Raw genomic sequence first — 24,849 nt, forward strand, 5'->3', positions numbered from 1 at the left:
TTATCCTCAACTATTTTATTTACCAAACTTCTCAGCAAACATTTTCTCCAGTGCAAACATTTCATCCCGAAGTTTTGCTGCCTGTAAAAAGTCCATATCTTTTGCGGCTTTTTGCATATCCTTTTTGGTTGTATCAATTGCTTTTTGCAATTCGCCTTTACCCATGTATTGCACAATAGGATCGGCAGCAATACTGATCTCGGCATTTTCGACATATGCCCTGGCTTTATTATCGCTTGCCTTTTGCGAGAAATCTAAAACAGAAGTTTGTTCCAGGATCGCTTCGCGGGATTTTCCTACGGTTTTTGGCGTAATACCATGCTCCAGGTTATAGGCAATCTGAATATCTCTCCGTCGATTGGTTTCTGAGATTGTTTTTTCCATGCTATCGGTTATTCCATCAGCATACATGATTACTCTACCCCGATCGTTACGTGCGGCTCGCCCAATGGTTTGAATTAATGATTTTTCTGAACGAAGGAAACCTTCCTTATCAGCATCCAGAATCGCAACTAAAGTAACCTCTGGCAAATCCAGTCCTTCACGCAACAAGTTAATTCCAACCAATACATCAAATTCTCCCAAACGCAAACCGCGAAGAATCTCGACACGTTCTAACGTTTTAATTTCTGAGTGAATGTATCTCGTTTTAATATTCAGTCGATCCAGGTATTTCGTTAGCTCTTCTGCCATTCTTTTGGTTAAAGTGGTGACTAAAATACGTCCGCCCTCTTTTATTGTGATGTCGATTTCATCTAAAAGATCATCTACCTGATTAATGGCCGGCCTGATCTCAATTACCGGATCCAATAAGCCTGTTGGACGAATGACCTGCTCCACCACTACACCTTCCGATTTTTCTAATTCATATTCTGCAGGCGTTGCACTTACATAAATGGTTTGCGGTGCTAAGGCTTCGAACTCGTTAAAGTTGAGCGGTCTGTTATCAAGCGCAGCGGGTAAGCGAAAACCATATTCTACCAATGATAATTTTCTCGATCTATCACCACCATACATGGCTCTGATTTGTGGCACCGTTACGTGACTTTCGTCAATCACCATCAAATAATCTTCAGGGAAGTAATCCAAAAGACAGAAAGGACGCATCCCTGGAGTTCTTCCATCAAAGAAACGGGAATAATTCTCAATTCCGGAACAGTAGCCTAATTCCTTCATCATTTCAATATCGAAGTTAGTCCGCTCTTCTAAACGTTTCGCCTCTAACAAATGTCTGTCTGCAATTAACTGGTTTTTTCTAATCTCCAGTTCTTCCTGTATTCCCCAGATCGACTGGTTAAAACGATCTTTTGGTGTTACGAAAAGATTTGCAGGATAGATTGCCATATTCTCCAGTTTTTCAATTGTTTTACCAGAAACGGGATCTATGGCAGAAAGTTCCTCGATGTCATCTCCGAAAAAAGATATGCGGTAAGCATGATCAAGATAAGCTGGATAAATATCTACGGTATCACCTTTAACCCTAAAAGTTCCCCGCTTAAATTCTGTTGTGGTTCTTGAATATAAAATCTCTACTAAACTATGTAAAAAAGCATTTCTTGAAATCCTTAAGCCCACAGCAAACCGGAAAACCATCTTGGAAAAATCTTCCGGATTTCCCATACCATAAATGCAGGAAATAGAGGAAACCACAATGACATCTCTTCTTCCACTCATTAATGATGAGGTGGTGCGTAAACGAAGCTTTTCTATTTCTTCGTTAATGCTCAAATCTTTTTCTATGTAAGTATTGCTTGAGGCTATAAAAGCTTCTGGCTGATAATAATCGTAATAAGAAACGAAATAATTGACCGAATTTTCTGGAAAGAAGTTTTTGAATTCACCGTAAAGCTGTGCAGCAAGCGTTTTATTATGACTTAAAATAAGTGTTGGCTTTTGCGTCTGCTCAATTACATTGGCTACAGTAAAAGTTTTTCCAGATCCCGTAACCCCCAATAATGTCTGGTAATGTTCATTGGCATTTACTCCTTCAACCAACTGTTTTATAGCACTTGGCTGATCTCCTGTTGGTTTATATTCTGATGTGATCTTAAATTTCATTGATATCAAATATACGATTTCGACTGTAAAGACTAAACAGTAGAAAGTCAGGAAAGTTGCTCATGCGGGGATAATAAAATCTTAAATCCTCTTCAAAATATTATCGTTCAAATTTTAAAAATTAACTGATCTGACTTCATATTATTAGTGCCTTTATCTTAATAAGCAAAAGTGCTCTGCTAGCAATAGATAAGCATCAACCTAGTAAATCGAAAGTTTAACTTTTGATTTACTAGGTTAATTTGTACATTTGTGATATGTTAATAATTCGAAATTTAGCTACTCAACTTCGTATACGTTTAAAAAAGGCACCTGCTGTAGCCATATTAGGCCCAAGGCAAGTTGGTAAAACTACCATAGCCAAGCAACTGGAAGAACATTACATTTATTTAGATATGGAAAATCCCAGAGATTTGGCAAAGCTTCAGGATGCTTATACTTTTTTAGAAACACTACAAGATCAAACTGTCATTATTGATGAGGTACAACTACTGCCCGAATTATTTTCATTGCTGAGACCTTTAATTGACGCTAAAAGAACTCCTGGCAGATTTATACTTCTAGGCTCGGCTTCTCCTGAATTAGTGAAAGGTATTTCGGAAACATTGGCTGGACGGATTTCTTATAACGAACTCACTCCAATTGGTTTGACAGAGCTTCCTAATGAAATAACATTTGAGCAACATTGGTTTCGGGGCGGATTTCCAGAGTCGCTTTTATCAGAAAATGATCAATCAAGTAAAGAATGGTTAGATGATTTTATTGTAAGTTATGTAGAAAGAGATTTGGCAAAAATGTTTGGTGTTGAGTTGGCTCCAAAACTTTTAAGAAATTTTTGGAGTATGCTGGCGCATTTAAATGGAAATCTTTTTAACGGAGAATCTTTTGCCAGATCACTTGGGGTAAGTGCACCAACAGTTAACAGATATCTTGATTTTCTGGAAGGTGGATACCTCATCAGGCGATTGCAGCCATGGTTTGTTAATGCGAAGAAACGACTGGTAAAGTCGCCTAAAACTTATGTCCGCGATACAGGTATTTTACATCGTCTACTAAATATCCCAGATCATAATGATTTATATGGTCACCCGGCAATAGGTGCATCCTGGGAAGGCTATGTTATCGAACAGATTGCCCAGATAAAAACAAAACAAACCGAACTATTTTTTTATCGCACGCAAACTGGAGCAGAATGCGACTTAGTAATTGTTCAAGGAATTAAACCAATTGCATGTATAGAAATTAAGCTTTCTAACGCCCCAACAGTTTCCAAAGGGTTTGTTAGTTGTATGCAAGATCTTGAACCTTTAAATCAATATATTATCACGCCTAAAAGTGAAACCTACAAAACAACAAATGGAATTATAGTGACTAACTTAAAGCATTTTCTGGCAGATATCCTACCCAAAATTTTATAGATAAGGAAAATAAACATTAGTAGCTGAAAGAAATGCTTTTACAATATACCACAATGCCTTCAGCCTTTTTGCGAGACATTTTATGTTTAACTTAATACTAGACATTTAATTTCAAAAACCGATGGAACTTCAGGTATATATTTTATGTATTTTCAAAATGAATGTTATGTAAATTCAAAATAGAAGTTATGTTAATTCAAAATAAGAGCGCACATCTATTTGATAATAAGGAATATATCTGTCAACCATCAATAGCAAAACGGTGGATCTAAAAACCAAAACAGAAGTAAATATCAGGTACAATCCTGGAAAGATATTTCTTAAAAAAAATAAACAGTTCACAAAAAATCCTCGCTGAAATAATTCAACGAGGATTTTTTATAAGGCAATAATTGTTAATTGCTAATTGAAAAATTAGGCAATAATTACTTACCTGCAGCAACTTTCATTGGGTTCGAGCCAACTGACTGGCCTCTAACCGCACCACCAGTTTTTGCTTTGAATGTTCTAAACTTGCTTTCTTTCGCCTTTCCACCCCAGCTATTATTTGTGGTGTCGATATCAGCTGTTTCACGAAGGGGATCTACCAGAATAGATTCAACTTCCTTATCCTTTACGTAGAATTTAGAGGTTTTTAACTCATTATGCCTCCAGATTTGAGCCGGAATGCGATCAATCTCTTTCGTTCCATCTTTGTAGGTAAATTCTACAATAACCGGCATCACCAAACCACCCTTGTTGCTAAAACTCAATTCATATAAGAACTTATTTTTATACTTATCCTGATCTGATTCAGCTACGGGTTCGAGAGGCATTCCTGTTTCTACTTTATTTGTTAGCGTGGTATCTATATTAACTAAACCTCTATCATATTTATAATAGAAATCTTGTGCTGCAGCATTTTTATCTACATAGAAGTTACCCTTTTTCTCTTCTCTGTTTCTGATTTTTGAAATATCTTCAAAAGCATTTACAGCAGGCTTATCTATTTTAAGCATCCTGGATCTTGCCGCCGGAACCTCTTTTGGAAAATCTGCTTTTGCAAATTTTACGCTATCTAAAGAGATATCACAAGGATCTGTTCCATAAAACCAGCCTCTCCAAAACCAATCTAAATCCTCGCCACTTGCATCTTCCATCGTGCGAAATAAATCAGCAGGTTCCGGATGTTTAAATGCCCACCTTCTCGAATATTCTTTAAAGGCATAATCAAATAACTCTCTACCCATAATCGTTTCGCGAAGGATATTCAAGCCAGTTGCTGGTTTAGAATAAGCATTCGGACCAAAACGAGCAATGTTTTCTGAGTTGGTCATAATTGGCTCTAATTCATCCTTTGGTAATTTCATGTAATCAACAATAGTGTATGCAGGGCCTTTTTTACTTGGAAACTTGTTATCCCAAAGCTCTTCTGTTAGGTATTCAACAAAAGAATTTAAACCTTCATCCATCCAGGTCCACTGGCGTTCATCACTATTTACAATCATCGGAAAAAAGTTGTGTCCTACCTCATGGATAATTACACCCAACATTCCGTTTTTTGTACTTTCGCTATATGTTCCATCAGCATCTGTACGGCCGTAGTTGAAGCAAATCATTGGGTATTCCATTCCGTTCGCAGCTTCAATACTTTGTGCCACAGGATATGGATAAGGAATGGTAAAATCAGAATAGGTTTTTATTGTGTGTGCAACAGCTCTTGTAGAAAACTTGCTATATAAGTTATAAGCTTCTTTGCCATAGAAACTCATACACATTACAGTATTATTATTGGCTTGAATCTTTTGCGGCATGGCATCCCAAATAAACTTACGTGATGAGGTCCAGGCAAAATCACGTACGTTATTAGCATTAAATACCCATGTTTTTTTTGCTGTAGATTTTTTAGTTTCGGCAGTTTTGGCTTCTGCCAATGTTTGAATTTCTACAGGAGCTGTAGCTGTTTTAGCGGTATTATATCTGCTTAACTGTGCAGGTGTTAATACAGCGCTATAATTAATACATTCGCCTGTTGAACCGACTAAGTGATCAGCCGGAACCGTCATTTGTACTTTGAAATCGCCAAAAGTTAAGGCAAATTCTCCTCTGCCCGTAAATTGGTGGTTCTGCCAACCCTGAAAATCGCTATACACACATAAACGTGGGTACCACTGCGTCATGGTGAATAAATAGTTTCCATCCGCAGGGAAAAACTCATAACCACCGCGACCGCCAACACTCATTCGATCGGTTATTTTATAGCTCCAATCAATATTGAAGATAAATTTTTGTCCGGTTTTTAAAGCTACGGGCAAATCTACCCGCATCATGGTTTTATTTACCGTGTATTTTAAATTTTTACCGAGTGCATCTGTAAGTTTGGTGATGTTAATTCCATTCCCGTTATCTCCCTTTGCACTTAGCTGATCCAGGCTTTGCGTGGTTCCAACAGCTGGCATTTTGGTGGCATCCTGGTAATTGGCACTTTTGCTTGTGCTGTGTTCATTTTCATCCAATTGTAACCAGATATAAGTTAATGGGTCTGGCGAGTTGTTGGTGTAGGTGATGGTTTCGGCACCTGTTAACAGCAGATTTTTTTCATCCAATTCGCACTTGATGTTATAATCAGCCCGTTGTTGCCAATATTTCACACCCGGTGCGCCACTTGCGGTACGCTGCTCATTTGGCGTTGGTAAAATAGTACCCAGTTGTTCGAATTTATTCCCATGGTTGCTGCCAGGGTTATTCTGAATGTTTTGAGCCATAGTCAAACTACCAGAAAATAGTAAGAGGCCAGATAAGGTAAATAGTTTATTAATCATTATGTTTAGTTGAAAGGGATTCGCTCTAAAGCCATTTTTAAAGCCAGGCTAAATACGGCTGCTGATATAAATAGAACCCAGCTAATTCGTTTTATCTTTGTGTAGTTAAAAGTAAGAAAAGTAATGATCAAAATGATCAACACCATAAAAATCTGCCCCGCCTCTAAACCAACATTAAAACCAAATAAGCCCCAACCCATATTTTGGTCTTTTGCCAGCATCATTCTAATTGAATTTGCAAAACCCATTCCATGAATCAATCCAAAACCTAAAGCAAGAAAATAATTTATTCTTACTGATTCCATTTCAAAATTTTTCCTGAACAAATTACTTATTGCAGTAATCACAATGGTGCAGGGTATCAAAAACTCCACCCATGCACTATCAAACCTGATGATATCTAAAACACTGAGCAATAAGGTTGCAGAATGGCCAATGGTAAAGGCGGTTACGAGGATTAAAACTTGTTTAATATTAGTGTAGCTATAAATCGCGATCAGTGCTAAGATAAAAAGCTGATGATCCAATGCATCGAGGCTTATAATGTGTTCCCAACCTAACTTAAAATAAAAGATAAAATCTTGTAAAGGCATGGATAATTAAATTTTCTATTGATGCTACGAGTTTTAACGGCATAAAATTAAATTTTTTACTGCAGAAATGTAAGATTATCTTAAAAACACCAGCTTAAACACCAAACTTGTTACGATTTAAGAACGGAAAACTATCATCACATACTGACAACCACATTAAATCCGTTCAAAAAAGCATTAATATCGTAACTTTGATTTCAACAATATTTTTTTAAAGATTAAACACCTCATGCAGAAATTAAAATTTCTTCTCCCATTACTATGCTTTGTTTACTTAAGTCTTTCGGCTGGAGTTCGACATCCGCTTCATGTAAGTACAGCAGAATTAAGTTTTAATGCGAAAGAAAAATCGTTGGAGGTTAGTTGTCGTATTTTTACTGATGACTTTGAGTCCATTCTGGCTAAGCTTTACAAACAAAAAACAGATCTTTCAAAGCCATCTATGAAAACGGCTATGGATGAGGTGGTAAAAAAATACCTGATCAGCCACCTGCAAATTAAAGTGAATGGTAAGCCTGTTCTTTTGCAATATGTTGGTTTTGAAATTGATCACGAAGCCACGAACATCTACCTGGAGGCAAGTAAGGTTACCTCAATGAAAAATGTTGAAGTTACCAATACGATTTTATATGATCTGTTTGATGATCAAATGAGTATCATCCACGTAACGAATGGAAAGACCCGGAATAGCAATAAAATTCTTTTCCCAGACAAGACATTCACCACAAACTTTTAAAGGTATTCCTTGTATTAATATTAAATCGATATTTAATATCTCGCTAACCTGAAGTTTATCTCTGTAAGAACACTATTAAATCTTACTTAGATATCCTCAAATTGTTTAAATAAGCATGCTTTTAATCGTTTTTTAAACACATGTTGGAATATGCAGGAAACCAAATTTCCAATTAATTTCATGGGAAAGTGGTAGATTTAGCAATCAATTAAAAGCAGCCTAAAACAGATAGAACCTTATGATTTTTAATCTCAGCAAAACCAAATCAATAGCCAATACCTTTATTGCGGAACTTAGGGATGAAAATATCCAGAAAGATTCGATGCGTTTTCGGAAAAACCTGGAACGTATCGGAGAATTTTTCGCTTATGAGATTAGTAAATCGCTCACCTATATCAGCAAAGAAGTGACTACACCGCTTGGTATTTCCAACTGTGAAGTATTGGCTCAGCAGCCAGTATTGGCAACGATTTTAAGAGCTGGATTACCTTTGCAACAAGGCTTGCTAAACATTTTTGATCAGGCAGAATGTTGTTTTATTTCTGCTTTCAGGAAAGTTAAGAAAAGTGGAGAGTTTGTTATCCAAATGGATTACATCTCCACGCCAGATCTTGACGGACGGGTTTTAATTGTGGCCGACCCAATGTTAGCAACGGGACAAAGTATGGTAATGTGCTGTAAGGAATTGATGAGCAGATACGAAATTTCCGAATTACATATTGTTGCTGCCATTGCCAGTGCAGAAGGTGTAACGCATGTGCGTGCTAATCTCCCAAAAGCAAAACTCTGGCTTGGGGCAATTGATGAAGAAATGACCAGCAAATCTTACATTGTACCAGGTTTGGGCGATGCCGGTGATTTGGCTTATGGCGAAAAAGTGTGAACATTACCCTCAGGATTTTAAAGTAAACATACTTTTTGTTTGTAGCCGGAACAAATGGCGAAGTGCTACTGCCGAGAACATTTTTAAAAATCATCCGGCACACCAGATTCGGTCTGCCGGAACGGAACCTTCGGCCAGGATAAAAATCAACGCAAAACTGATCATCTGGGCAGACCTGATTTTTGTGATGGAAAAAAAACATCAACAAAGAATTACACAGCGTTTCCCTGAAGAACTTTACGACAAGGAAGTGATTACACTTGATATTCCTGATGAGTATCAATATATGGATGAAGAATTGATTGACGAGATTAAAACCAAAACAGAAGGATATTTATAGCCGTTAATGTATAAAATTCTGCCGTCATTAATCACACCATATACATCGAATTTCAACCAAGATTTATTATGTTTGAATAAGACTATCGATGTTATGCTCTTAGATCAATATGAATATTTTGCTAAAAATAATTTCTTAACCTATCAATTTACGAGCGAAGGCGTAAAAGGCTCGGTTGAAAAAATTGTACAATATTCAAAATTAACTATTCCTGGAGTTGGCATAGTTTATAATCTTGGCTTTGGAGATCTTAGTGAGGACGGCAACATCAGCGATATCACAAATAGTAACAATGGTGATATGGAAAAGGTTCTTGCCACTGTTGCCAACACGGTTTATGATTTTATTGAAAACTATCCAAATCAGTTGGTTTTTGCACATGGGAGTACTACAATAAGAACAAAATTATATCAGCGGAAATTAATCGTTATATTTGTTTACAATAGAAAAGGAGAAATGATATGCCTACTACAATTAAGAAAAGTAACCAAAGCATAGATCATAGTAATGCTATCATTAGCAAGCATGTTAAAGGTTATGAAGATGATCAATACTTTGTAAAAAAAACAGAAAAAGCATTAGCAGTACTAGAGAAATTCGGCCTGCCAGATCTAAAGAAAAAACAATAATTAATGCCTGAATCTTCAGGCATTTTTTTTGTCCTATTAACAATCTTTCCACTCAATAATCTGATTGATATTGCTCCTTACAACTCAAAAACAGCAAGCATACAACTAATTAATTTAAATCAAAAGCAGCGCATTATTTATATATCAAAGCTGATAAGTCCTACCTTTGCAGATAAACATGCATCAACATAAAAAACACATCTTTTTCGATCTGGATCATACCATTTGGGATTTCGATCGCAACGCAGAAGAAACACTTAATGAATTATATCAAACCTACAACCTGAAAAGCTTAGGCCTTCATTCCTGTTCTGATTTTATCCTTACATATACTGAAAATAACCATCAACTGTGGGCTGATTATCACCTCGGAAAAATTACAAAAGATTTCCTCAGGGCGGAGCGGTTCAGCAAAACCTTCATTCAATTAGGCATTAGTCCGGACGCGGTTCCCAATCAGTTTGAGGATGATTACGTCTCTATATCACCTACCAAAACTAATTTATTTGAAGGTGCAGAAGATGTTTTGACCTACCTGCAAAGCAAGTATACGCTCCATATTATTTCAAATGGCTTCAAAGAAACCACACTCACTAAAATGAAGCTTTCCAACCTGAACCCTTATTTTAATAATGTAATTATTTCAGAAGATGTTGGCGTAAATAAACCTAATCCACTGATTTTTGAATATGCTTTAGAAAAAGCTAAAGCAAGAAAAGAGGAAAGCATTATGATTGGCGATAGTTTAGAAGCTGACATTTATGGGGCTTTAAATTTTGGAATGGAAGCGATATTTTTCAATCCCCTTAAAAAAGAGAAGCCTGCTGATGTTAGTGGTCAAATAACACACCTAAAAGAGCTATTGCATTTATTCTAAGCCAGGATGCTTATATTTAAAAATGAATGTAGCAAAGGTCAAGGTTTCGATACATCAAATCATAGCTTCCTATAAATCAAGATTATCTGTTTATGCTGATCATGATTTTCAACGCACACCGCCTATAGGTGGCTGGAGTTATAGCGAGGTCTATTCTCACATTTTTGACGCAAGCCTGCTTTCTGTAATTGCATTGAATAACAGTATAACAGGAAAGGGAGAAAAGAAACCAACGCATTTTATTGTTAGACTGATCTTACTGTTGGGTGCATTCCCACCTGCACAGCGATATAAAGTACCCAAGAGGATTGCAGACCGTGTAAATAAAATCAGCAAAACCGAGGCTTTAGATTTCATTATTGAATTTGAAGGGGCGATTGATACTTTAGATTCGGCGATCGAAACGGCAAACCCACAGTTAAAAACCAAACATCCACGCCTAGGGTATCTGAATGCCAAACAATGGTTGAGATTTATAGAAATACACCTTAAACACCATTTAAAGCAATTAGAAAGAGTAGAAAAGAGTTTTAAAGCATAAGATATTTTAGCATATTTGATTGAACTATAAACTAACGCTCATGAAAAACTTTTTTTACCTATCAGCAATTGTTCTTTTCTGTTCCTGCAATAGCGAGACAAAGGAAAGTAAGGAGGCCTTAGTTCAAACACCAAATGGTATAAATGGACTGCAAAAAAATATTGCTTCACCTGCCGCTCAAAGTACCAAAAGCGCTTTAATATATAATCCGGTCCATGGCAAACCAGGCCATACCTGTGCGCTCGCGGTAGGGGCTCCTCTTAATCAAACGATCGCTGCACAACCTCAAAAAAACACCACAACAATACAGCCTGTATCCCTTCCAGCTCCTACACCTGTAAATACATCAGTCAAGAAATTAAATCCAAAACACGGGGAACCTGATCACCGATGCGATATTGCTGTGGGTGCACCACTAGATTCTAAACCCGTAGCGCTTGCTACAGCCATAAGTAGTCAGCCAAAAGCGATCCAACCCTCATCGGTAAAAGTTGCCAAAGGAATGAATCCGGCGCATGGACAGCCGAACCACAGGTGCGACATCGCGGTAGGCGCACCGCTTAATTCAAAAGCAATTACAACACCCAGTGCAGTTGCCGTTAAAACACCTGATGTTAAAGCTACAGATACTAAAATTATAGAAACGACCCAAAATGGAGTTAAACTTAATCCAAAACATGGCGACCCTGGCCACCGATGTGACATAGCAGTTGGCGCACCGCTCACTTAGTTCACGCATTTTTTTTACATCTTTGCGCTAATGAAGTTACCAAGCATAAAAGGTTTTGATGAAGAAGCGTTTAACAAGTATCTAAAAAATGCGGGCTGGCTGATGTTTGGTAAGGTGATTAGTCTTATCGTAAATCTGGCTATTACACGGTACCTGGGTCCAATATTATTTGGAGATTTAAGTTTTGGGTTATCATTAGTAGCTATTTTAGCTGCAATTGGTGGTTTAGGCCTTGATACTTTTATCATTCGCGAAGTTATCCAGGAACCTTCAAAAAGAGATGAGATTTTAGGTACGTCATTAGCCTTAAGAATGGTTGCAAATGGATTACTCATTCCTATTGCCATAGGGATTTATCTCATTAGTCATAATTTATCATCAAACCCTGGCGACTCGCTCACTCTACTGATCGCTTTACTTGCATTTGCATCGTTTTTTAAATCATTTAATGTAATTGATTCTTATTTTCAATCACAGGTGCAATCTAAATACGTTGTTCAGGTGCAAAATGTAAGTCTTATTGTAACATCCGTTTTTAAAGTCCTGATCATAACGTTTAGCTTGCCTTTAATTTATATCGTTTTTGCCTACATATTAGATGCAATCGTTCTGGCTACCGGCTTAGTGATGGCCTATCAAAACAGGGGTTTAAAGATATTAAACTGGAGTTTCAATAAAGAACGGGCAAAACTATTGCTAGTTAAATCTTCCCCCTTAATTCTTTCTGCAGTAATGGTTACCATCTACATGAAAATAGATGTTGTGATGTTAAAAAGTGTCGGCAGTAAGGCAGTCGGGATTTACAGTAGTGCCCAGAATTTAAGCGAGGCCTGGTATTTCATTCCCAGCGCCATTGTAACTTCTGTTTTCCCGGCTTTGTTAAATGCCAGAAAAACTGACCTAAGCAGGTATAAAAAACGCCTTGGAAATTTGTACGATCTACTGGTTTATATCAATATTCCAATTGCCATATTCATCAGCTTCTTTGGTTCAGATCTTATCCACATCGCTTATAGTGGAAAGTACGATGGCGCCGGACCAATGCTATCTATTCATATTTGGTCGGGCATTTTTGTTTTCTTAGGGATGGCCAGTTCTCAATATCTGATCGCAGAAGGGTATACCAAAATTTCATTTTACCGTACTGCGGCTGGCGCGATTGCAAATATCTTGCTAAATTTCTGGCTTATTCCAAAATATGCAGGCGTTGGCGCTTCAATTGCTACACTCATAGCTTGTTTTGTTTCCACTTTTTATGTTTTATTAATTCCTAAAACCCGCCATCAGGGTATAATGATGTTAAAATCATTATTTTTGATCACCGCATTTCAAAAAATACTTAAACGTTGAGCACTTTAAAAGCACTAGCATCACTAATTGCAAAGCCAAATAGGCTGAAAGCATTACTATCATACGGACATAAAGGTTACTTAAACAGCACTGGCTGGTTTACGGCCTTTGATCAGAAACAAGCCGTTGATGGCAAGGGCAAAGCTTTGCCTTGGGTAACCTACTCCTTTATCGATTTCATTAAGGAAAGAATAACTAAAACACAACACATCTTTGAATATGGCTCTGGCAGTTCGACCATTTTTTATGCTGAACGAGCGGGGAAGGTTACTTCAGTAGAGCATGATAAAGGCTGGTTCGACAAGGTGAAGGGCACAAGTCCGGCAAATGCCGAAATGATTTTTTGCGAATTGCACAGAGATGGTGAATATGCCAGAAAGGCAACACTATTAAATCAGCAGTTTGATATTATTATTGTTGATGGACGTGATCGTGTGAACTGTTGCAAGTATAGCCTAGCTGCTTTATCTCCGGATGGCGTTGTTATTTTGGATGATAGTGAGCGTGAAGTTTATGAACCTGCAAGGATCCTGCTTAAAGAAAATGGCTTTAAAGAGATTAGTTTCAGCGGTATTTCACCTGGTTTGTTTTATGAAAAAGCCACATCAGTATTTTACAAAGCCAATAATTGTTTAAAAATCTAATTAAGGTTTATGTTAAGCGAAGAAGTTAAAACGGCCTACGATAATTTTTATACCAATAGCGATGTAGCCTGGCGTATGCTTGGCGCAAAATACAAAGCTCAAAACATTGTTGATGTATGCAAAGGCATTAAGCCTCAAAGAGTTTTAGAAGTTGGTGCTGGCGATGGAAGCATTTTGCACTTTCTGAATGACTGGAATTTTGCTCCGGAACTTTACGCTCTGGAAATTGCAGAAAGTGGTGTCGATCTGATAAAGGATAGAAAACTTTCCCGACTAAAAGAAGCGCAAACTTTTGATGGTTATAAAATTCCTTATGCAGATGATTCTTTTGATTTGATTATCCTGGCTCATGTTTTAGAACATGTTGAACATGAGCGGATATTAATCAGGGAGTTGAAACGCGTATCGAAATATATCGTTGTGGAAGTACCTAAAGATTACCGTTTTGGGGTAGACAAAAGGATGAAACACTTTCTTGATTATGGCCACATTAATATGTATACGCCAACATCGTTGCGGTTTTTACTTCAAAGTGAGGGATTGGAAATTCTGGAAGATAAAGTCTCGATGACGGCCCCTGAAACCGTTAAGTTTAACGAATTTGTAAACAGAAAAGCACCTAAAAGCTTTATTAAGAATTTCAAGATCGAATTGGAATATCGTATTAAGAAAACTATGGGAAATCTCCTCGGGCTAAAGAAGAAAGAACAGTTCGCTAATGCTTATACCGTATTAACGAAAAAATCAGATCAAAATCTGCATATATTTTAGCTTTCTGGTGAAAGGAAATGTTTCGCTTTGATCTTTAGTTTTTGAAATGAGCGCTTTTATTTACTCCCACTCCTCCAGGTAGGGTTGCTCCCTACTTGCACCTATAGCCACCGCATAACAACAAACCATCTTCCTTAAAGGTAATTATAGAATGTCTTCATAAATTCCATCAGCATATTATTTTGGATATCGCCATGCGCCGCAAGTACCTGAGGATCTAACTTAAAAAAACTTTGTAAAACAGGGTTATCATCAAGTATCATCTTTTCAAATCCCATTTCCCATGAATCAAAATTTCGGTTTTTAATCTTGCCCTGTTTAATTAGGGTAATACTGCCATGCCGGGTATCTCTTTTAATATTTTTGAAAAGGCTGATCACTTCCTGTTCAGGACCTTCCAGCACTTGTATAAACCTGCATTGATGAGTATTGTCTATTTGACCTTCAATATAAGCCAGGCAGCCTGTAATATCATGATCTTTATTCCAGTCTCTTGAGTACTTTAAAATCTCAATAAGTTTTGCAGGTTGCATCACCGTGGTTGCAACACTAGTATATATTAAGCTATACATATGCCGTGTTTTAAATTCATTACATGATATTAATTCCTAAATAGAAGCTAAGTAGTTTACTATTCGCTAAAAGCCAAAGATAGCTACACAGTAATTTTAAAATCAACAAATCACTTTAAAATAAGTGGCAACAGAAGTTGCTGTTAATACAATCATAAATAGATTACCAATACTGATATGCGTACAATAATCTACCTGTATATGCGCTGATTAGCAGTTTAACTTTAGTAAAGTAACCTAGAAAGAATCAAATTGTTTATTTGGGTTATAATACAATATTTTTTTTTAAAAACGGCATTGAAAAATGGACATATTCCTGGGTAGTCATAAAATGATGCGATTAATTCATGCATCAGCATTGAATCTAAATCCTCCCCTTGTTAATCCCGTTCGTCGAGAAATTACAGGCGTTGGTCTGAATGTAACTGATGCTGGTATAATACAAGCAATTTCGCTGCAACGTTTTCTTGTTACTTGCGTCTCATCAGTATAAAAACAATAAGAAACTCTAAAACATACAGTCATGAAAACGATAGCAAAAACATTATTCGCAGCAGCATTAACAGCAGTATTATTCACTTCATCAGTGATGACAACCTTTGCCTCCGAGCCTGTACCAGTAGCATCAGCAACTTCATCATTAAAAAACATCAACCGGATCTGGGTAAGTGGCAATGTAAAAATTGTACTTACACAGGGCGAAAAAGAAAGTATAGTAGGTGCTGAAAATTACGATGCCACCAAAACATCGGTAAGAAGTAACGGACAAACCTTATACATCAACTCTATGGAAGCTAACCTGGTTACCCTAAACATTACGGTGAAAGATTTAGAAAGAATAGAAGCTTATGGACAATCGGTAGTGATCACCAATAACAACTTTGATGTTAAGAACCTTCAATTATTTTTGTATCAAAGCGCTACGGCTAAGATCAAAACAACGGCAGCAAGTTTGTATACAGTAGTTAAAGAAGATGCAGTACTTAAATTAAATGGCACGGCAGCTGAAAGTACGATGATAGCCAGTAACGCAAAAAATGTAAAACTAGGGGATTTTGTAAGTTTAAAATCAGTATCATATGCCTCTGAAACCATTATGGATGCAGAAAAAACAGCAATGACTTTAGCAAAATAAGAAATTAAGTTCCGCTTTTAAATAGATGCAGCTGCCCGAAAGGCAGCTTTTTCTTTTTTAGCATGATCTGATCAACATCAATTTTAGCCCAGAATCCATATTCTAAAATCATGCGGTACACTCCACATGCTGCAATATCGCGATAACCGATTTTGAGACAACTGAAATGGTATGTGGCTGATGAAGTGGGATTTGCATAAAATCGCCCGGCCCCATCGTGATGGTTTCATTACCGATGGTACAAATACAAGTGCCTTTCAGGATCAAAAAGCTCTCCTGTATATTTTCGTGTACTTCTTCCTCTACACCTTCTGAGGTAATTACCAATGCCTGCATCACTTTATCGTCGTTACGCAACAGTTTTTCAAACCGATCTCCGGAATTACCTTTTGGCAATAATGGAGATATCATTTTGAGCCAGGCATTTGCATCAGAAAAACTGGTAATTAATGGTGGCGCTGATAACTGCATTACTTGTTCAATCTCAAGATTTAAAAACAGCGATTCCATTTTCTCATCAAATTTCGGATCAGGTTTTACCACACGCCGCATGGCTTCCGTTTCAAAGAATGCCTCCAGCGTGGCCAATTCAACGGCTACTTCGGGATGAGCAGCCCGCATTTGATTAACAAGTAATGCCTCTTCCTGATCCAATGTGCCAATTAGATAAAGTTCGAGCAAGCCACTATTTAAAAACGCTGTTAAATCCATTTTGTCAATGCTGTTCCTTTAATTCTTTTCTTAACCTGATGATGGCATCCTGCACATTAAGGCCAAGTATGCCCGCAGCTTCCCGGATACTAAACCCTTCTGAAAGTACAAGTTGCTTAATGCATCGCTGATCGCTACTTTTTTTAACAGAATAATCCAGTAAATATTCTCTTGAGATCTTTCTGGAGATTTTCATCAGCCAGATCAGTAGCCTACCTTCTACAGGAATATTGTTTTCTACTTCCATTCTTGCCACTTCAAATACCTTAATGGTCAACTCCCTGGCCTTGTCGCGCTCCCTGCAAAACATAAAAAACTGCCCGTAAACCTCCAGACAATAGGTTTCATAAAGTACCTGCTGAATATTGCTATCTTTCAAAAGCAGGCATTCTCTGATCTTTTCCTCAGCATGTATGCGATAGCGCGGCATTTGTTTTTTTGTTAAAGATAACAAAATAGACGCATTGGAAAAACTGGCAGCTGTTTTGGCTGCATTCCGCTTTAGCGTTATAAAATAGTCATCACCAGGCTTCGGGTTTGAGAACCAATGAAGAAGATACTTAAGGTCTGCAAGTAGTTGCAATCCCACTAAGCCTCATCATCGCACATCTTTAAGATTAACTTTTAATTTTTCTCCATCAGTTTTAATGGTTACGAGTGTTTCAATAACAGCGTTTGCCCCTTCATTAGCAGTTGCCGTATTGTAAACTGCAGAAGAAGAAAGCACTGCTCCACTAGGGTGCATCAGGTAGGATGTACCTGCATAATAACTATAAGAATAGGCGTGTGTATAGCCGAAGGAGGTCATTAAAACATATTCACCAGGCATGAGATTGGTAAATTCAAAATGCCCCTGATCATCATAAACCTTGGTGGTTTTGATGCATTGCGTCAGATTAGGATCTATGGGTACTTCTGGTATTTTCTTACCCTTCCGGAGTTTTTTATTTACTTCTTTCCATTCTACAAGATAGGGTGAATTAGGAATAATAGAAATAACGGTTCCTTTTGGGGCATATTGTGCCTTATTAATGTTTACGAGGGTGATGCCCCTTCGTGCATGATCTCTGGCAAATGAAGTTCCTGTAATTACACTGTTTCCTTTCTCTAACTTTGCTAAAGCCTCTTCTTTATTAAATTTATTTTTAATGGGTTGATAATCCAGTTCTTCGTTCACGCAGATTTCCCACATGCCATTTGCCATAGACATTTCCCGCTGCCAGATAAAGTGTTTGCTTTTATCAATCACATAATAATAGATGGCACCCGTACTTTCTTCTAGTACAGTAACCAGCCAGCTTTCATGAATCCCTGTTTTTGGCGAACGCTGCTGAAAGCTTTTCACTTCTTTAATGATGTAATTGGTAATCAGTTTCTTTGTTTTACCATCATAATAGAATTCCGGGATCGTAGCTTTATAGCCTACAGAAAGTGGTAATGTGGTAAAAAGATGTTCGGCCAGATTATAATCCACAAATTTTTCTTTTGGTGCTACACTAACCAATTCATCTTTCCTGTTATCGAAAAAATGGAATTTACCAGTAATGGGATCGCCAAAGGTAAGTTGAAAGGTATTTTTGGGGCCTTCAAATTTATAGGCCAATGGGGCTAATGTTTTGGCATCTGCCGATGAAATAGTTTTCCGGTACCATTTATTATTTTGATCACTATAATTAGACACCAGCTTTACCTCATTACCGGAAACAGAAAGCTCATGGGTAAAGGTTCCTTTTTTGGTCCAGGAAGTGTCTTTTACATAATAGATCGTATATAAAGATTTGCCAGGATTTAGATTAGCAGTCTTAATATCTGCACTTCCTGGAACCACTGTTTTTTGGGCCAACGCACCAAATGACAGGGAAATAAACAAAAATAAATAAAGGCTTGTTTTCATTACAACTGGGAATTAGGAAAACTAAATTTATAAAATTTTGAATAACCGACAGTGTTTAGTGCGAGATTGAAAAGTAATTACTAAAAATTGGGCATAAAAAACTACTGAAAAATAAGGAGTATTCTGAAAAAACAAAATGATGATTGTGATTAATTGCTTAGAGCAAGACTTCCTTTTTAAATTTGTCTCCAACATATTTTATGAAATGAGGAAAACCGTAAAAAAGATATCCTAGTTGAAATTATCTTTGATTCAATTGAGTTTTGCTTTTAAATCCAGAAAATGATGTTTAAAAAAGTTTTGATAGCCGATGATCATAAGAGCATCAGTATTTCTGTTCAAAATACATTGGCAGACTTAAATATTGTTCAAGACAATCGCGATCATGTAACTTATTGTGATGCAGCATTGAGTCGCATTCAAAAAGCTTTAGCTAATGGCGAGCCATATGATCTGCTGATTACAGATTTGTCTTTCAATAATGATATACCTCAAATACTTGAAGATGGCACAGATCTGATTCTGGCGACACAAAAAGTTCAGCCGGGATTAAAAATACTGGTATTTGCTGGCGAAGACCGAAGTGCCGTAGCCAGTCGCTTATATCGAGACTTGAATCTTGATGGTTATATTCCTAAAGGTCGGGGTGACATTAAAGATCTAAAAGCGGCAATTGAAAAAATGGCTACGGATCAAAGGTACCTTTCTTCCAACCTCAGAAAGGATTTGAAGGCTAATTTTTCCATTATTTTTGATGAATACGACAAAATGGTTCTTGCTATGCTTATGGAAGGCAATTCACAAAAAGAAGTTGCTACTTATTTAAAGAAAAATAACATAAAGCCTTCCAGCTTAAGCAGTTTGGAAAAAAGATTGAGCGAAATTAAATCTACACTTAACATTTCTAATAACGAGCAATTGATTGCTTATTGTAAGGATAATAAATTAATCTAATTAATTTCGGCACTTTTCTCCTTGCTGACTTGAAAAGATAATATATCTGTGTTAGAAACCTTCAAGAAATGAAATTTGTTGTGGTATTCATCAGGTAGTTTTATAACTAAATCAATATAAAATATTTCCCTACGGAAACCCGTAAATATTCTCTGTGTTAACATATTACATTTGGACCTTAAATAAGAAACAAATGGAAAAATATGCAAATAAAGGCGGTAGTTCAGGAGTAGCCGCTTATCAGATCGGCACAGACTACATCTGGGTTCAGTTCACATCAGGAAGCATCTATGAATACACGTATGCTAGCGCCGGGTCAGGAAACATTGAAAGCATGAAATCTCTGGCAAAATCTGGAAGTGGACTAAATACATTTATTACGAAAAATGTAAGAACTAAATTTTCAAGAAAAATCAGTTAATATGGAATATAAAGTTGTACCCTTTACCGCTACTTTGGATCAAAAGAAGGAAACTACCAGCTGTTGCACAACAGTTAGAGAAAATTGTAAATTCCTATCGTACCCAGGGCTGGGTATATGTGCGATTAGAAAGTGTTTCTACATACGTACAGCCTGATCCCGGATGCTTTGGATTTGGTGCAAAACCAGGGTATTTAGCAGCTTATCAAATGGTTGTTTTCAGTAAAATTTAAACATGAAATTTTTGCTGCTTGCCATAATTCGAATGTATTGGGCGCTGAAGAATAAAAACCAGGCGCCCAAATGTATTTTCAGCGTAAGTTGTTCTCGGCATGTCTATCAAGTTGCTAAAGATAAAGGGCTAATTAAAGCAATAAAGGCATTAACCTTTCGCTATAAAAATTGCAGGAATGGTTATCATATAATCATTAACCCAATTGATGGCAAAAATTCCTTAATACTGCCAGATGGCACCCTATTAAAACAACATGAAATTGCGATGAGATTTATCAAATAAACCTAAAATATTTAGGCAATATTTTACAAAGTTTACGCCAGCTCCACCCCAATCCTCTTAATTAATTCTATACAGGCGCGGCTATTGTGGTAAGGGCATTTCCATGGGCCAACCTTATCTTCATTGTCCATGATTTCGCCTGTTTCGGTTATGCCCCAAAACCATTCTCCGTTTTGATGATCGATGATTTTGCTTTTTACAAATGCCCAGTTATTCAGGCTGGTTTGTAAGAAACTTTCGTCGCCAGAAATTTGCCAGGCATTGAAAAATCCCACCATGGCTTCTGCCTGAACCCACCAGTGTTTTTCTTTAATAAAATGATCGTGAACAGGATCAAATTCGTACCATAAGCTTCCGTCTGCATCAATTCCGTTTTTAGATATTGTTGCCATTTGCACAGCAAGGGCGCTAATCTCACTAATTAATTTTTCATCATGTACCACCTCTGCGGCTTCCAGTAAAAGCCAAGCGGCTTCGATATCATGTCCGTAAGAAATGATTTCAGATTTAGGATTCCAATCTTCATCCAGAAAAAGGATCAGGTTTCCCGTTTCCTTGTTCAGGATATGGGAAGTGAAATCATCAATTAAACCGATAATGTTGTTTTTCAACTGCTCATCTGGCCAGATGCGGTAAAGTGTGGTAAAGGCTTCCAGTACATGAAGATGGGTATTCATGGTTTTCTTTTCATTCGCGTCTTTATCGCTCAGGCGCAAATCTTCCAATGCTTTCCAATCCCTGCTGAAAGCCTCAAAATAGCCTCCATTTTGTTTATCATAGCTGTGCTGAATTAAATCGTTATACAGACTAATCGCCAGCACTTTGCTCTGTTCTACGTTACTGGCCAGAAAATATTCGCTCAGGGCATAGATGGTAAAAGCTACCGCATAAACTTGTTTTTTAGTATCAATCGGATTTCCTTTTGCATCCAGCATCCAGTAAACGCCTCCGAATTCGGGGTCTATAAAATAGTCTCGAAGGTATTGAAAGGCGCGATCTGCAAGCACCAGATTTTCAGGGTCTTTTTTTAAATTGTAACAGGCCGAAAACGTCCAAAGGATGCGGGCATTCAGCACGCTTCCTTTGGGTGCAGTAGCATCGATGTAATTATTATTGTCGATTTTCCCCACAAATCCGCCATTCACCTCATCAATAGTGAAATTTTTCCAGAAGCTCAGAATGTTATCCAATTCCTGGTCTAATTCTGCCTGATAGGTTACTAAATCTGCTTTCAATGCCATTGGAGGTTACTGCGCTTTTTTGTTATTTTCAATGTTTTTTAAGATCACTTGTACCGTGGTGGTAGAGCGGAATCCATCTGCCGGCGAATTCATCACGTAATCTACTAAAACCTCCAGCGAACTGGTGGCCACATGCATCCTGGTATCAGAAGAAGCATAATAAATGAAAACCGTTCCATCTTCATCCAAAATCCATCCATTGCTGAATACCACATTAGAAACATCGCCAATGCGTTCTTCGCCCTGTGGCGCCAGGAAATACCCGGCAGGTTTATAGATTACCTTTGTTAAATCATTCAAATCCGTCATGAACATATAAAGAACATAACGCAAACCAGCAGCCGTGTTCCGCACGCCATGTGCCAAAAATAACCAGCCATGCTCCGTTTTTATAGGCTCCGGACCCATGCCGTTTTTCGCTTCGTAAACGGTATGATAGTTTTTATTATCGACAATAAATTCCTTTTCGATCACTGCATTTTCAATCGAATCGCTTAAGCCAAAACCAATACCTCCACCGGTTCCACTTTCAATAAAACCATCCTGCGGACGCGTATAAAAAGCATATTTTCCATCTACAAATTCCGGGTGAAGCACTACATTTCTTTGCTGCGGCGATGGTGTTTTTAAGTCGGCCAAACGCTCCCAGGTTTTTAAATCTTTAGTACGTACAATTCCATTTTGTGCAACCGCCATAGATTGATCATGCGCAGGTGCATTCGGATCTTTTCTTTCCGTACAGAATAAGCCGTACATCCAGCCATCTTCATGGGCCACAATACGCATGTCGTAAACATTGGTATCGGGTTCTTCTGTTTCCGGAAGCAAAATCGGCTCGTTCCAGAAAGAGAAATGATCAATGCCATTATCACTTTCTGCTACCGCGAAAAACGATTTACGGTCTCTGCCCTCCACCCGCACAATAAGCAAATACTTGTTATTAAATTTTATCGCGCCAGCATTAAATGTTGCATTAATTCCGATCCGTTCCAATAAAAATGGATTGCTTTCAGGATTAAAATCATACCGCCAGTTTAGCGGGGCATGTGCTGCAGTTAAGATCGGATTTTCATACCGGTCGAAGATCCCATTTCCTAAAGCTACTTTTTTATTATCGACTGCAATCAGTTCTGCTTGCGCTTCTTCCAGTTGCAGTTTTCTTTTTTCAAAATCTATCATAAAAATATTATATCGTATTATCTAATCTTCTAATTTATTCCACCAGGTTCTTTTCAAAATGATGACGATAACGGCTAATACCGCAATCGTGGCGAAAAGAGGGGTGTGCATGCCCAAAATGAAATACATGGGTAAAATGGTGAGACATAACTGGGCAATAATCCCCAACACCACGTTCAACATATCTAGCTTAAACCTTTTATTGGACTGAAAGCCAGGATCTTCTGCAACAACCAAAGCATGAATGGGTTTCCAGAATCCCCATGGCCTGACTGTACTGTAGAATTTTTTAAGTGTAGCTTCTTCAGTTGGTGGCGCGGCATAAGTACCGATAATGCAGCCGGCAAGGGAAAGCACGAAAAGCAGCGGCCACCAATAGAGTGGGAGGCCACTGGTTACATAAGGCATGAGCAATGCTGCGCCGATTCCTACCGCCATTCCCCAGAAAAAACCATTGGCATTAAAGCGCCACCAATACCATTTTAAACAGTTGGCCGCTACATAGCCACCATAAAGGCCACCAACAATCCACTGCAAAATATCGTTTACATTGTTGGCGAAAAAGCCGAGGACCACACCAATGGTTACCACCGCTACACCCACGATGTAATTCATGTTGATGATTTTTTTAGTGCTGGCAACTGGGTTGATATATTTCAGGTAAATATCATTCACAATATAAGCCTGCGCGGCATTGAGCGTACCGCTGAAAGTGCCCATAAAGGCGCCAAGCAGTCCGGTGAGTACAATGCCTAAAATCCCGACAGGTAAAAAGTTGTTGATGGTAGCAGGTAAAATCCTTTCGAAGTCGGTTACGCCATCCGGTCCTTTTAAATAAATCTGATTGTAATATAGTAGCGCTAAAACGGTGAGGCCAATCACCATCGAATAACGGATAGGCAATAAAATGATGCTCACAAAACCCGTCATTTTGCTGGCATCTTTAGGGCTTCTTGTACTCAATACTTTCTGCATATCGTAATTTGGTGCCGGACCAGCCAGCGATGCAAATACACCTTTCAGCAACATCATCCCAAAGAAAATACCGAATAGACTAAAGCCATCATCGGCGATTTTTTTATTGGCGTCGGCTGCGATTTTGCTCCAGTCGAGGTCGAGTTTCCAGCTAAAAAAGGGATCATCCCAACCTTTTGGTACATTTAAAGTATGGCCTTGCAGGTGATTCATGGCAATTACCGCGATTGCGATACAGCCGACCGTCATGAAGGCATATTTAATCATATCCCCCAATACGATGCTGTGCATTCCGCCTAAAATGGAGTAAAACATGGCAAAAAGGGTAAACAGGATGCCATAGAAATGAGGTACATATTGAGGAGAAACTTCAAAGGGGACGTAAGCTTTTACCTGATCCCATGGGATGAAAATCTCCATGAATTTCCCCAGGCCGATAAAACCGTAAGCCAGGAAACCGAAACAGCTGATCAGTGCAAAAGCAATGACTACCATGTGCGATCCCCTCACGCCTTTACCAACCAAACCAAACCGCGTTTGCAGCCATTCTGCTCCGGTATTGGCATTACTCCGGCGCAGCCATTTACTCAAAAACATCATCATAAACACCTGGTTAAACACGGGCCAGAGCCACGGAATCCAGATGCTTTTTAAGCCATAAACGAAACAAAGGGCAACCATCCACATGGTTCCGCTGATATCGAACATATCAGAGGCATCACTCAGCCCCAACTTATACCAGGGCAGCGACTTCCCGCCCATCATGTAACTTTCCTTGTTTTGCTTTGCTTTTTTTCGATACCAGAATCCAATAAAAATCATGGTACCGAGGTACAGCATAATGATCAGGACATCGATTAATTGTAACTTCATATTTGG

The 24,849-nt window shown here is 38.0% G+C and carries 26 protein-coding genes; 16 read left to right on the forward strand and 10 right to left on the reverse strand.

Annotated features, from left to right (window positions below; genetic code table 11):
• Positions 1–15 precede the first annotated feature (15 nt).
• Positions 16–2,058 carry an excinuclease ABC subunit UvrB gene (uvrB, locus tag ACN1CD_RS00400; RefSeq protein WP_419128265.1) on the reverse strand — a complete coding sequence of 681 codons (2,043 nt, stop codon included), beginning with the start codon at positions 2,056–2,058 and terminating at the stop codon, positions 16–18.
• A gap of 257 nt (positions 2,059–2,315) precedes the next feature.
• Here uvrB and ACN1CD_RS00405 point away from each other — a divergent pair, with 257 nt between their 5' ends.
• Positions 2,316–3,476, forward strand: a complete 1,161-nt coding sequence (locus tag ACN1CD_RS00405) for an ATP-binding protein (protein ID WP_419128266.1) — start codon at positions 2,316–2,318, stop codon at positions 3,474–3,476.
• Between the two features lie 425 nt (positions 3,477–3,901).
• Here ACN1CD_RS00405 and ACN1CD_RS00410 read toward each other — a convergent pair whose 3' ends face one another.
• Together ACN1CD_RS00410 and ACN1CD_RS00415 are read right to left on the reverse strand one after the other, a co-directional pair.
• Complete coding sequence (locus ACN1CD_RS00410; protein WP_419128267.1) at positions 3,902–6,277, reverse strand: M1 family metallopeptidase; 2,376 nt, start codon at positions 6,275–6,277, stop codon at positions 3,902–3,904.
• 5 nt (positions 6,278–6,282) lie between these two features.
• Positions 6,283–6,870 (reverse strand): HupE/UreJ family protein, encoded by a 588-nt coding sequence (locus ACN1CD_RS00415; RefSeq protein WP_419128268.1) that lies wholly within the window; start codon positions 6,868–6,870, stop codon positions 6,283–6,285.
• A 229-nt stretch (positions 6,871–7,099) separates the two neighbouring features.
• Here ACN1CD_RS00415 and ACN1CD_RS00420 point away from each other — a divergent pair, with 229 nt between their 5' ends.
• The 10 genes from ACN1CD_RS00420 (at position 7,100) to ACN1CD_RS00465 (ending at position 14,371) form a co-directional block, all read left to right on the forward strand.
• Complete coding sequence (locus ACN1CD_RS00420) at positions 7,100–7,606, forward strand: DUF6702 family protein (protein ID WP_419128269.1); 507 nt, start codon at positions 7,100–7,102, stop codon at positions 7,604–7,606.
• Positions 7,607–7,844: 238 nt separating this feature from the next.
• On the forward strand, positions 7,845–8,489 hold the full coding sequence (upp, locus tag ACN1CD_RS00425; RefSeq protein ID WP_419128270.1) for a uracil phosphoribosyltransferase: 645 nt from the start codon (positions 7,845–7,847) through the stop codon (positions 8,487–8,489).
• Positions 8,473–8,829 (forward strand): low molecular weight protein tyrosine phosphatase family protein, encoded by a 357-nt coding sequence (locus ACN1CD_RS00430; RefSeq protein WP_419128271.1) that lies wholly within the window; start codon positions 8,473–8,475, stop codon positions 8,827–8,829. Before upp ends, ACN1CD_RS00430 begins: the two co-directional genes overlap by 17 nt.
• Before the next feature lie 72 nt (positions 8,830–8,901).
• Complete coding sequence (locus ACN1CD_RS00435) at positions 8,902–9,327, forward strand: DUF6934 family protein (protein ID WP_419128272.1); 426 nt, start codon at positions 8,902–8,904, stop codon at positions 9,325–9,327.
• Between the two features lie 309 nt (positions 9,328–9,636).
• Complete coding sequence (locus tag ACN1CD_RS00440) at positions 9,637–10,335, forward strand: YjjG family noncanonical pyrimidine nucleotidase (RefSeq protein ID WP_419128273.1); 699 nt, start codon at positions 9,637–9,639, stop codon at positions 10,333–10,335.
• Positions 10,336–10,357: 22 nt separating this feature from the next.
• Positions 10,358–10,876, forward strand: a complete 519-nt coding sequence (locus ACN1CD_RS00445; protein ID WP_419128274.1) for a DinB family protein — start codon at positions 10,358–10,360, stop codon at positions 10,874–10,876.
• Positions 10,877–10,916: 40 nt separating this feature from the next.
• Positions 10,917–11,606, forward strand: coding sequence for a hypothetical protein (locus tag ACN1CD_RS00450; protein ID WP_419128275.1), 690 nt, complete (start codon positions 10,917–10,919; stop codon positions 11,604–11,606).
• Between the two features lie 30 nt (positions 11,607–11,636).
• Positions 11,637–12,956 carry a flippase gene (locus ACN1CD_RS00455; RefSeq protein WP_419128276.1) on the forward strand — a complete coding sequence of 440 codons (1,320 nt, stop codon included), beginning with the start codon at positions 11,637–11,639 and terminating at the stop codon, positions 12,954–12,956.
• Positions 12,953–13,600, forward strand: coding sequence for an FkbM family methyltransferase (locus ACN1CD_RS00460; protein WP_419128277.1), 648 nt, complete (start codon positions 12,953–12,955; stop codon positions 13,598–13,600). Before ACN1CD_RS00455 ends, ACN1CD_RS00460 begins: the two co-directional genes overlap by 4 nt.
• Positions 13,601–13,609: 9 nt before the next feature.
• Positions 13,610–14,371, forward strand: a complete 762-nt coding sequence (locus ACN1CD_RS00465) for a class I SAM-dependent methyltransferase (protein ID WP_419128278.1) — start codon at positions 13,610–13,612, stop codon at positions 14,369–14,371.
• Between the two features lie 134 nt (positions 14,372–14,505).
• On the opposite strand, the gene ACN1CD_RS00470 is transcribed toward ACN1CD_RS00465, so the two are convergent.
• Complete coding sequence (locus tag ACN1CD_RS00470; RefSeq protein ID WP_419128279.1) at positions 14,506–14,943, reverse strand: BLUF domain-containing protein; 438 nt, start codon at positions 14,941–14,943, stop codon at positions 14,506–14,508.
• 523 nt (positions 14,944–15,466) lie between these two features.
• Here ACN1CD_RS00470 and ACN1CD_RS00475 point away from each other — a divergent pair.
• Positions 15,467–16,078 (forward strand): GIN domain-containing protein, encoded by a 612-nt coding sequence (locus ACN1CD_RS00475; protein WP_419128280.1) that lies wholly within the window; start codon positions 15,467–15,469, stop codon positions 16,076–16,078.
• Positions 16,079–16,186: 108 nt separating this feature from the next.
• On the opposite strand, the gene ACN1CD_RS00480 is transcribed toward ACN1CD_RS00475, so the two are convergent.
• The 3 genes from ACN1CD_RS00480 to ACN1CD_RS00490 form a co-directional block, all read right to left on the reverse strand.
• The gene (locus ACN1CD_RS00480) at positions 16,187–16,789 is read right to left on the reverse strand and encodes a cupin domain-containing protein (protein ID WP_419128281.1); all 603 of its coding nucleotides are present in this window, start codon (positions 16,787–16,789) and stop codon (positions 16,187–16,189) included.
• A 4-nt stretch (positions 16,790–16,793) separates the two neighbouring features.
• A complete protein-coding gene (locus tag ACN1CD_RS00485; RefSeq protein WP_419128282.1) occupies positions 16,794–17,219 on the reverse strand; it encodes a hypothetical protein in 426 nt (141 codons plus the stop codon).
• A gap of 168 nt (positions 17,220–17,387) precedes the next feature.
• Positions 17,388–18,683 (reverse strand): hypothetical protein, encoded by a 1,296-nt coding sequence (locus tag ACN1CD_RS00490; protein ID WP_419128283.1) that lies wholly within the window; start codon positions 18,681–18,683, stop codon positions 17,388–17,390.
• 282 nt (positions 18,684–18,965) lie between these two features.
• On the opposite strand from ACN1CD_RS00490, the gene ACN1CD_RS00495 reads away from it, so the two are divergent.
• The 4 genes from ACN1CD_RS00495 (at position 18,966) to yidD (ending at position 20,575) form a co-directional block, all read left to right on the forward strand.
• On the forward strand, positions 18,966–19,637 hold the full coding sequence (locus tag ACN1CD_RS00495) for a response regulator (protein WP_419128284.1): 672 nt from the start codon (positions 18,966–18,968) through the stop codon (positions 19,635–19,637).
• 193 nt (positions 19,638–19,830) lie between these two features.
• On the forward strand, positions 19,831–20,058 hold the full coding sequence (locus tag ACN1CD_RS00500) for a hypothetical protein (RefSeq protein WP_419128285.1): 228 nt from the start codon (positions 19,831–19,833) through the stop codon (positions 20,056–20,058).
• Positions 20,059–20,072: 14 nt separating this feature from the next.
• On the forward strand, positions 20,073–20,291 hold the full coding sequence (locus ACN1CD_RS00505) for a hypothetical protein (protein ID WP_419128286.1): 219 nt from the start codon (positions 20,073–20,075) through the stop codon (positions 20,289–20,291).
• A 2-nt stretch (positions 20,292–20,293) separates the two neighbouring features.
• Positions 20,294–20,575, forward strand: coding sequence for a membrane protein insertion efficiency factor YidD (gene yidD, locus ACN1CD_RS00510; RefSeq protein WP_419128287.1), 282 nt, complete (start codon positions 20,294–20,296; stop codon positions 20,573–20,575).
• Between the two features lie 32 nt (positions 20,576–20,607).
• On the opposite strand, the gene ACN1CD_RS00515 is transcribed toward yidD, so the two are convergent.
• The 3 genes from ACN1CD_RS00515 to ACN1CD_RS00525 are packed head-to-tail and all read right to left on the reverse strand — an operon-like array spanning position 20,608 to position 24,843.
• Positions 20,608–21,816, reverse strand: coding sequence for an AGE family epimerase/isomerase (locus ACN1CD_RS00515; RefSeq protein WP_419128288.1), 1,209 nt, complete (start codon positions 21,814–21,816; stop codon positions 20,608–20,610).
• 6 nt (positions 21,817–21,822) lie between these two features.
• Positions 21,823–22,995 carry a glycosidase gene (locus ACN1CD_RS00520; RefSeq protein ID WP_419128289.1) on the reverse strand — a complete coding sequence of 391 codons (1,173 nt, stop codon included), beginning with the start codon at positions 22,993–22,995 and terminating at the stop codon, positions 21,823–21,825.
• 21 nt (positions 22,996–23,016) lie between these two features.
• Positions 23,017–24,843, reverse strand: coding sequence for a sodium:solute symporter family protein (locus ACN1CD_RS00525; RefSeq protein ID WP_419128290.1), 1,827 nt, complete (start codon positions 24,841–24,843; stop codon positions 23,017–23,019).
• Positions 24,844–24,849 lie beyond the last annotated feature (6 nt).

Origin of the sequence: Pedobacter sp. N23S346, assembly GCF_048515415.1 — a bacterium.
In the GTDB taxonomy this organism is placed as follows: domain Bacteria; phylum Bacteroidota; class Bacteroidia; order Sphingobacteriales; family Sphingobacteriaceae; genus Pedobacter.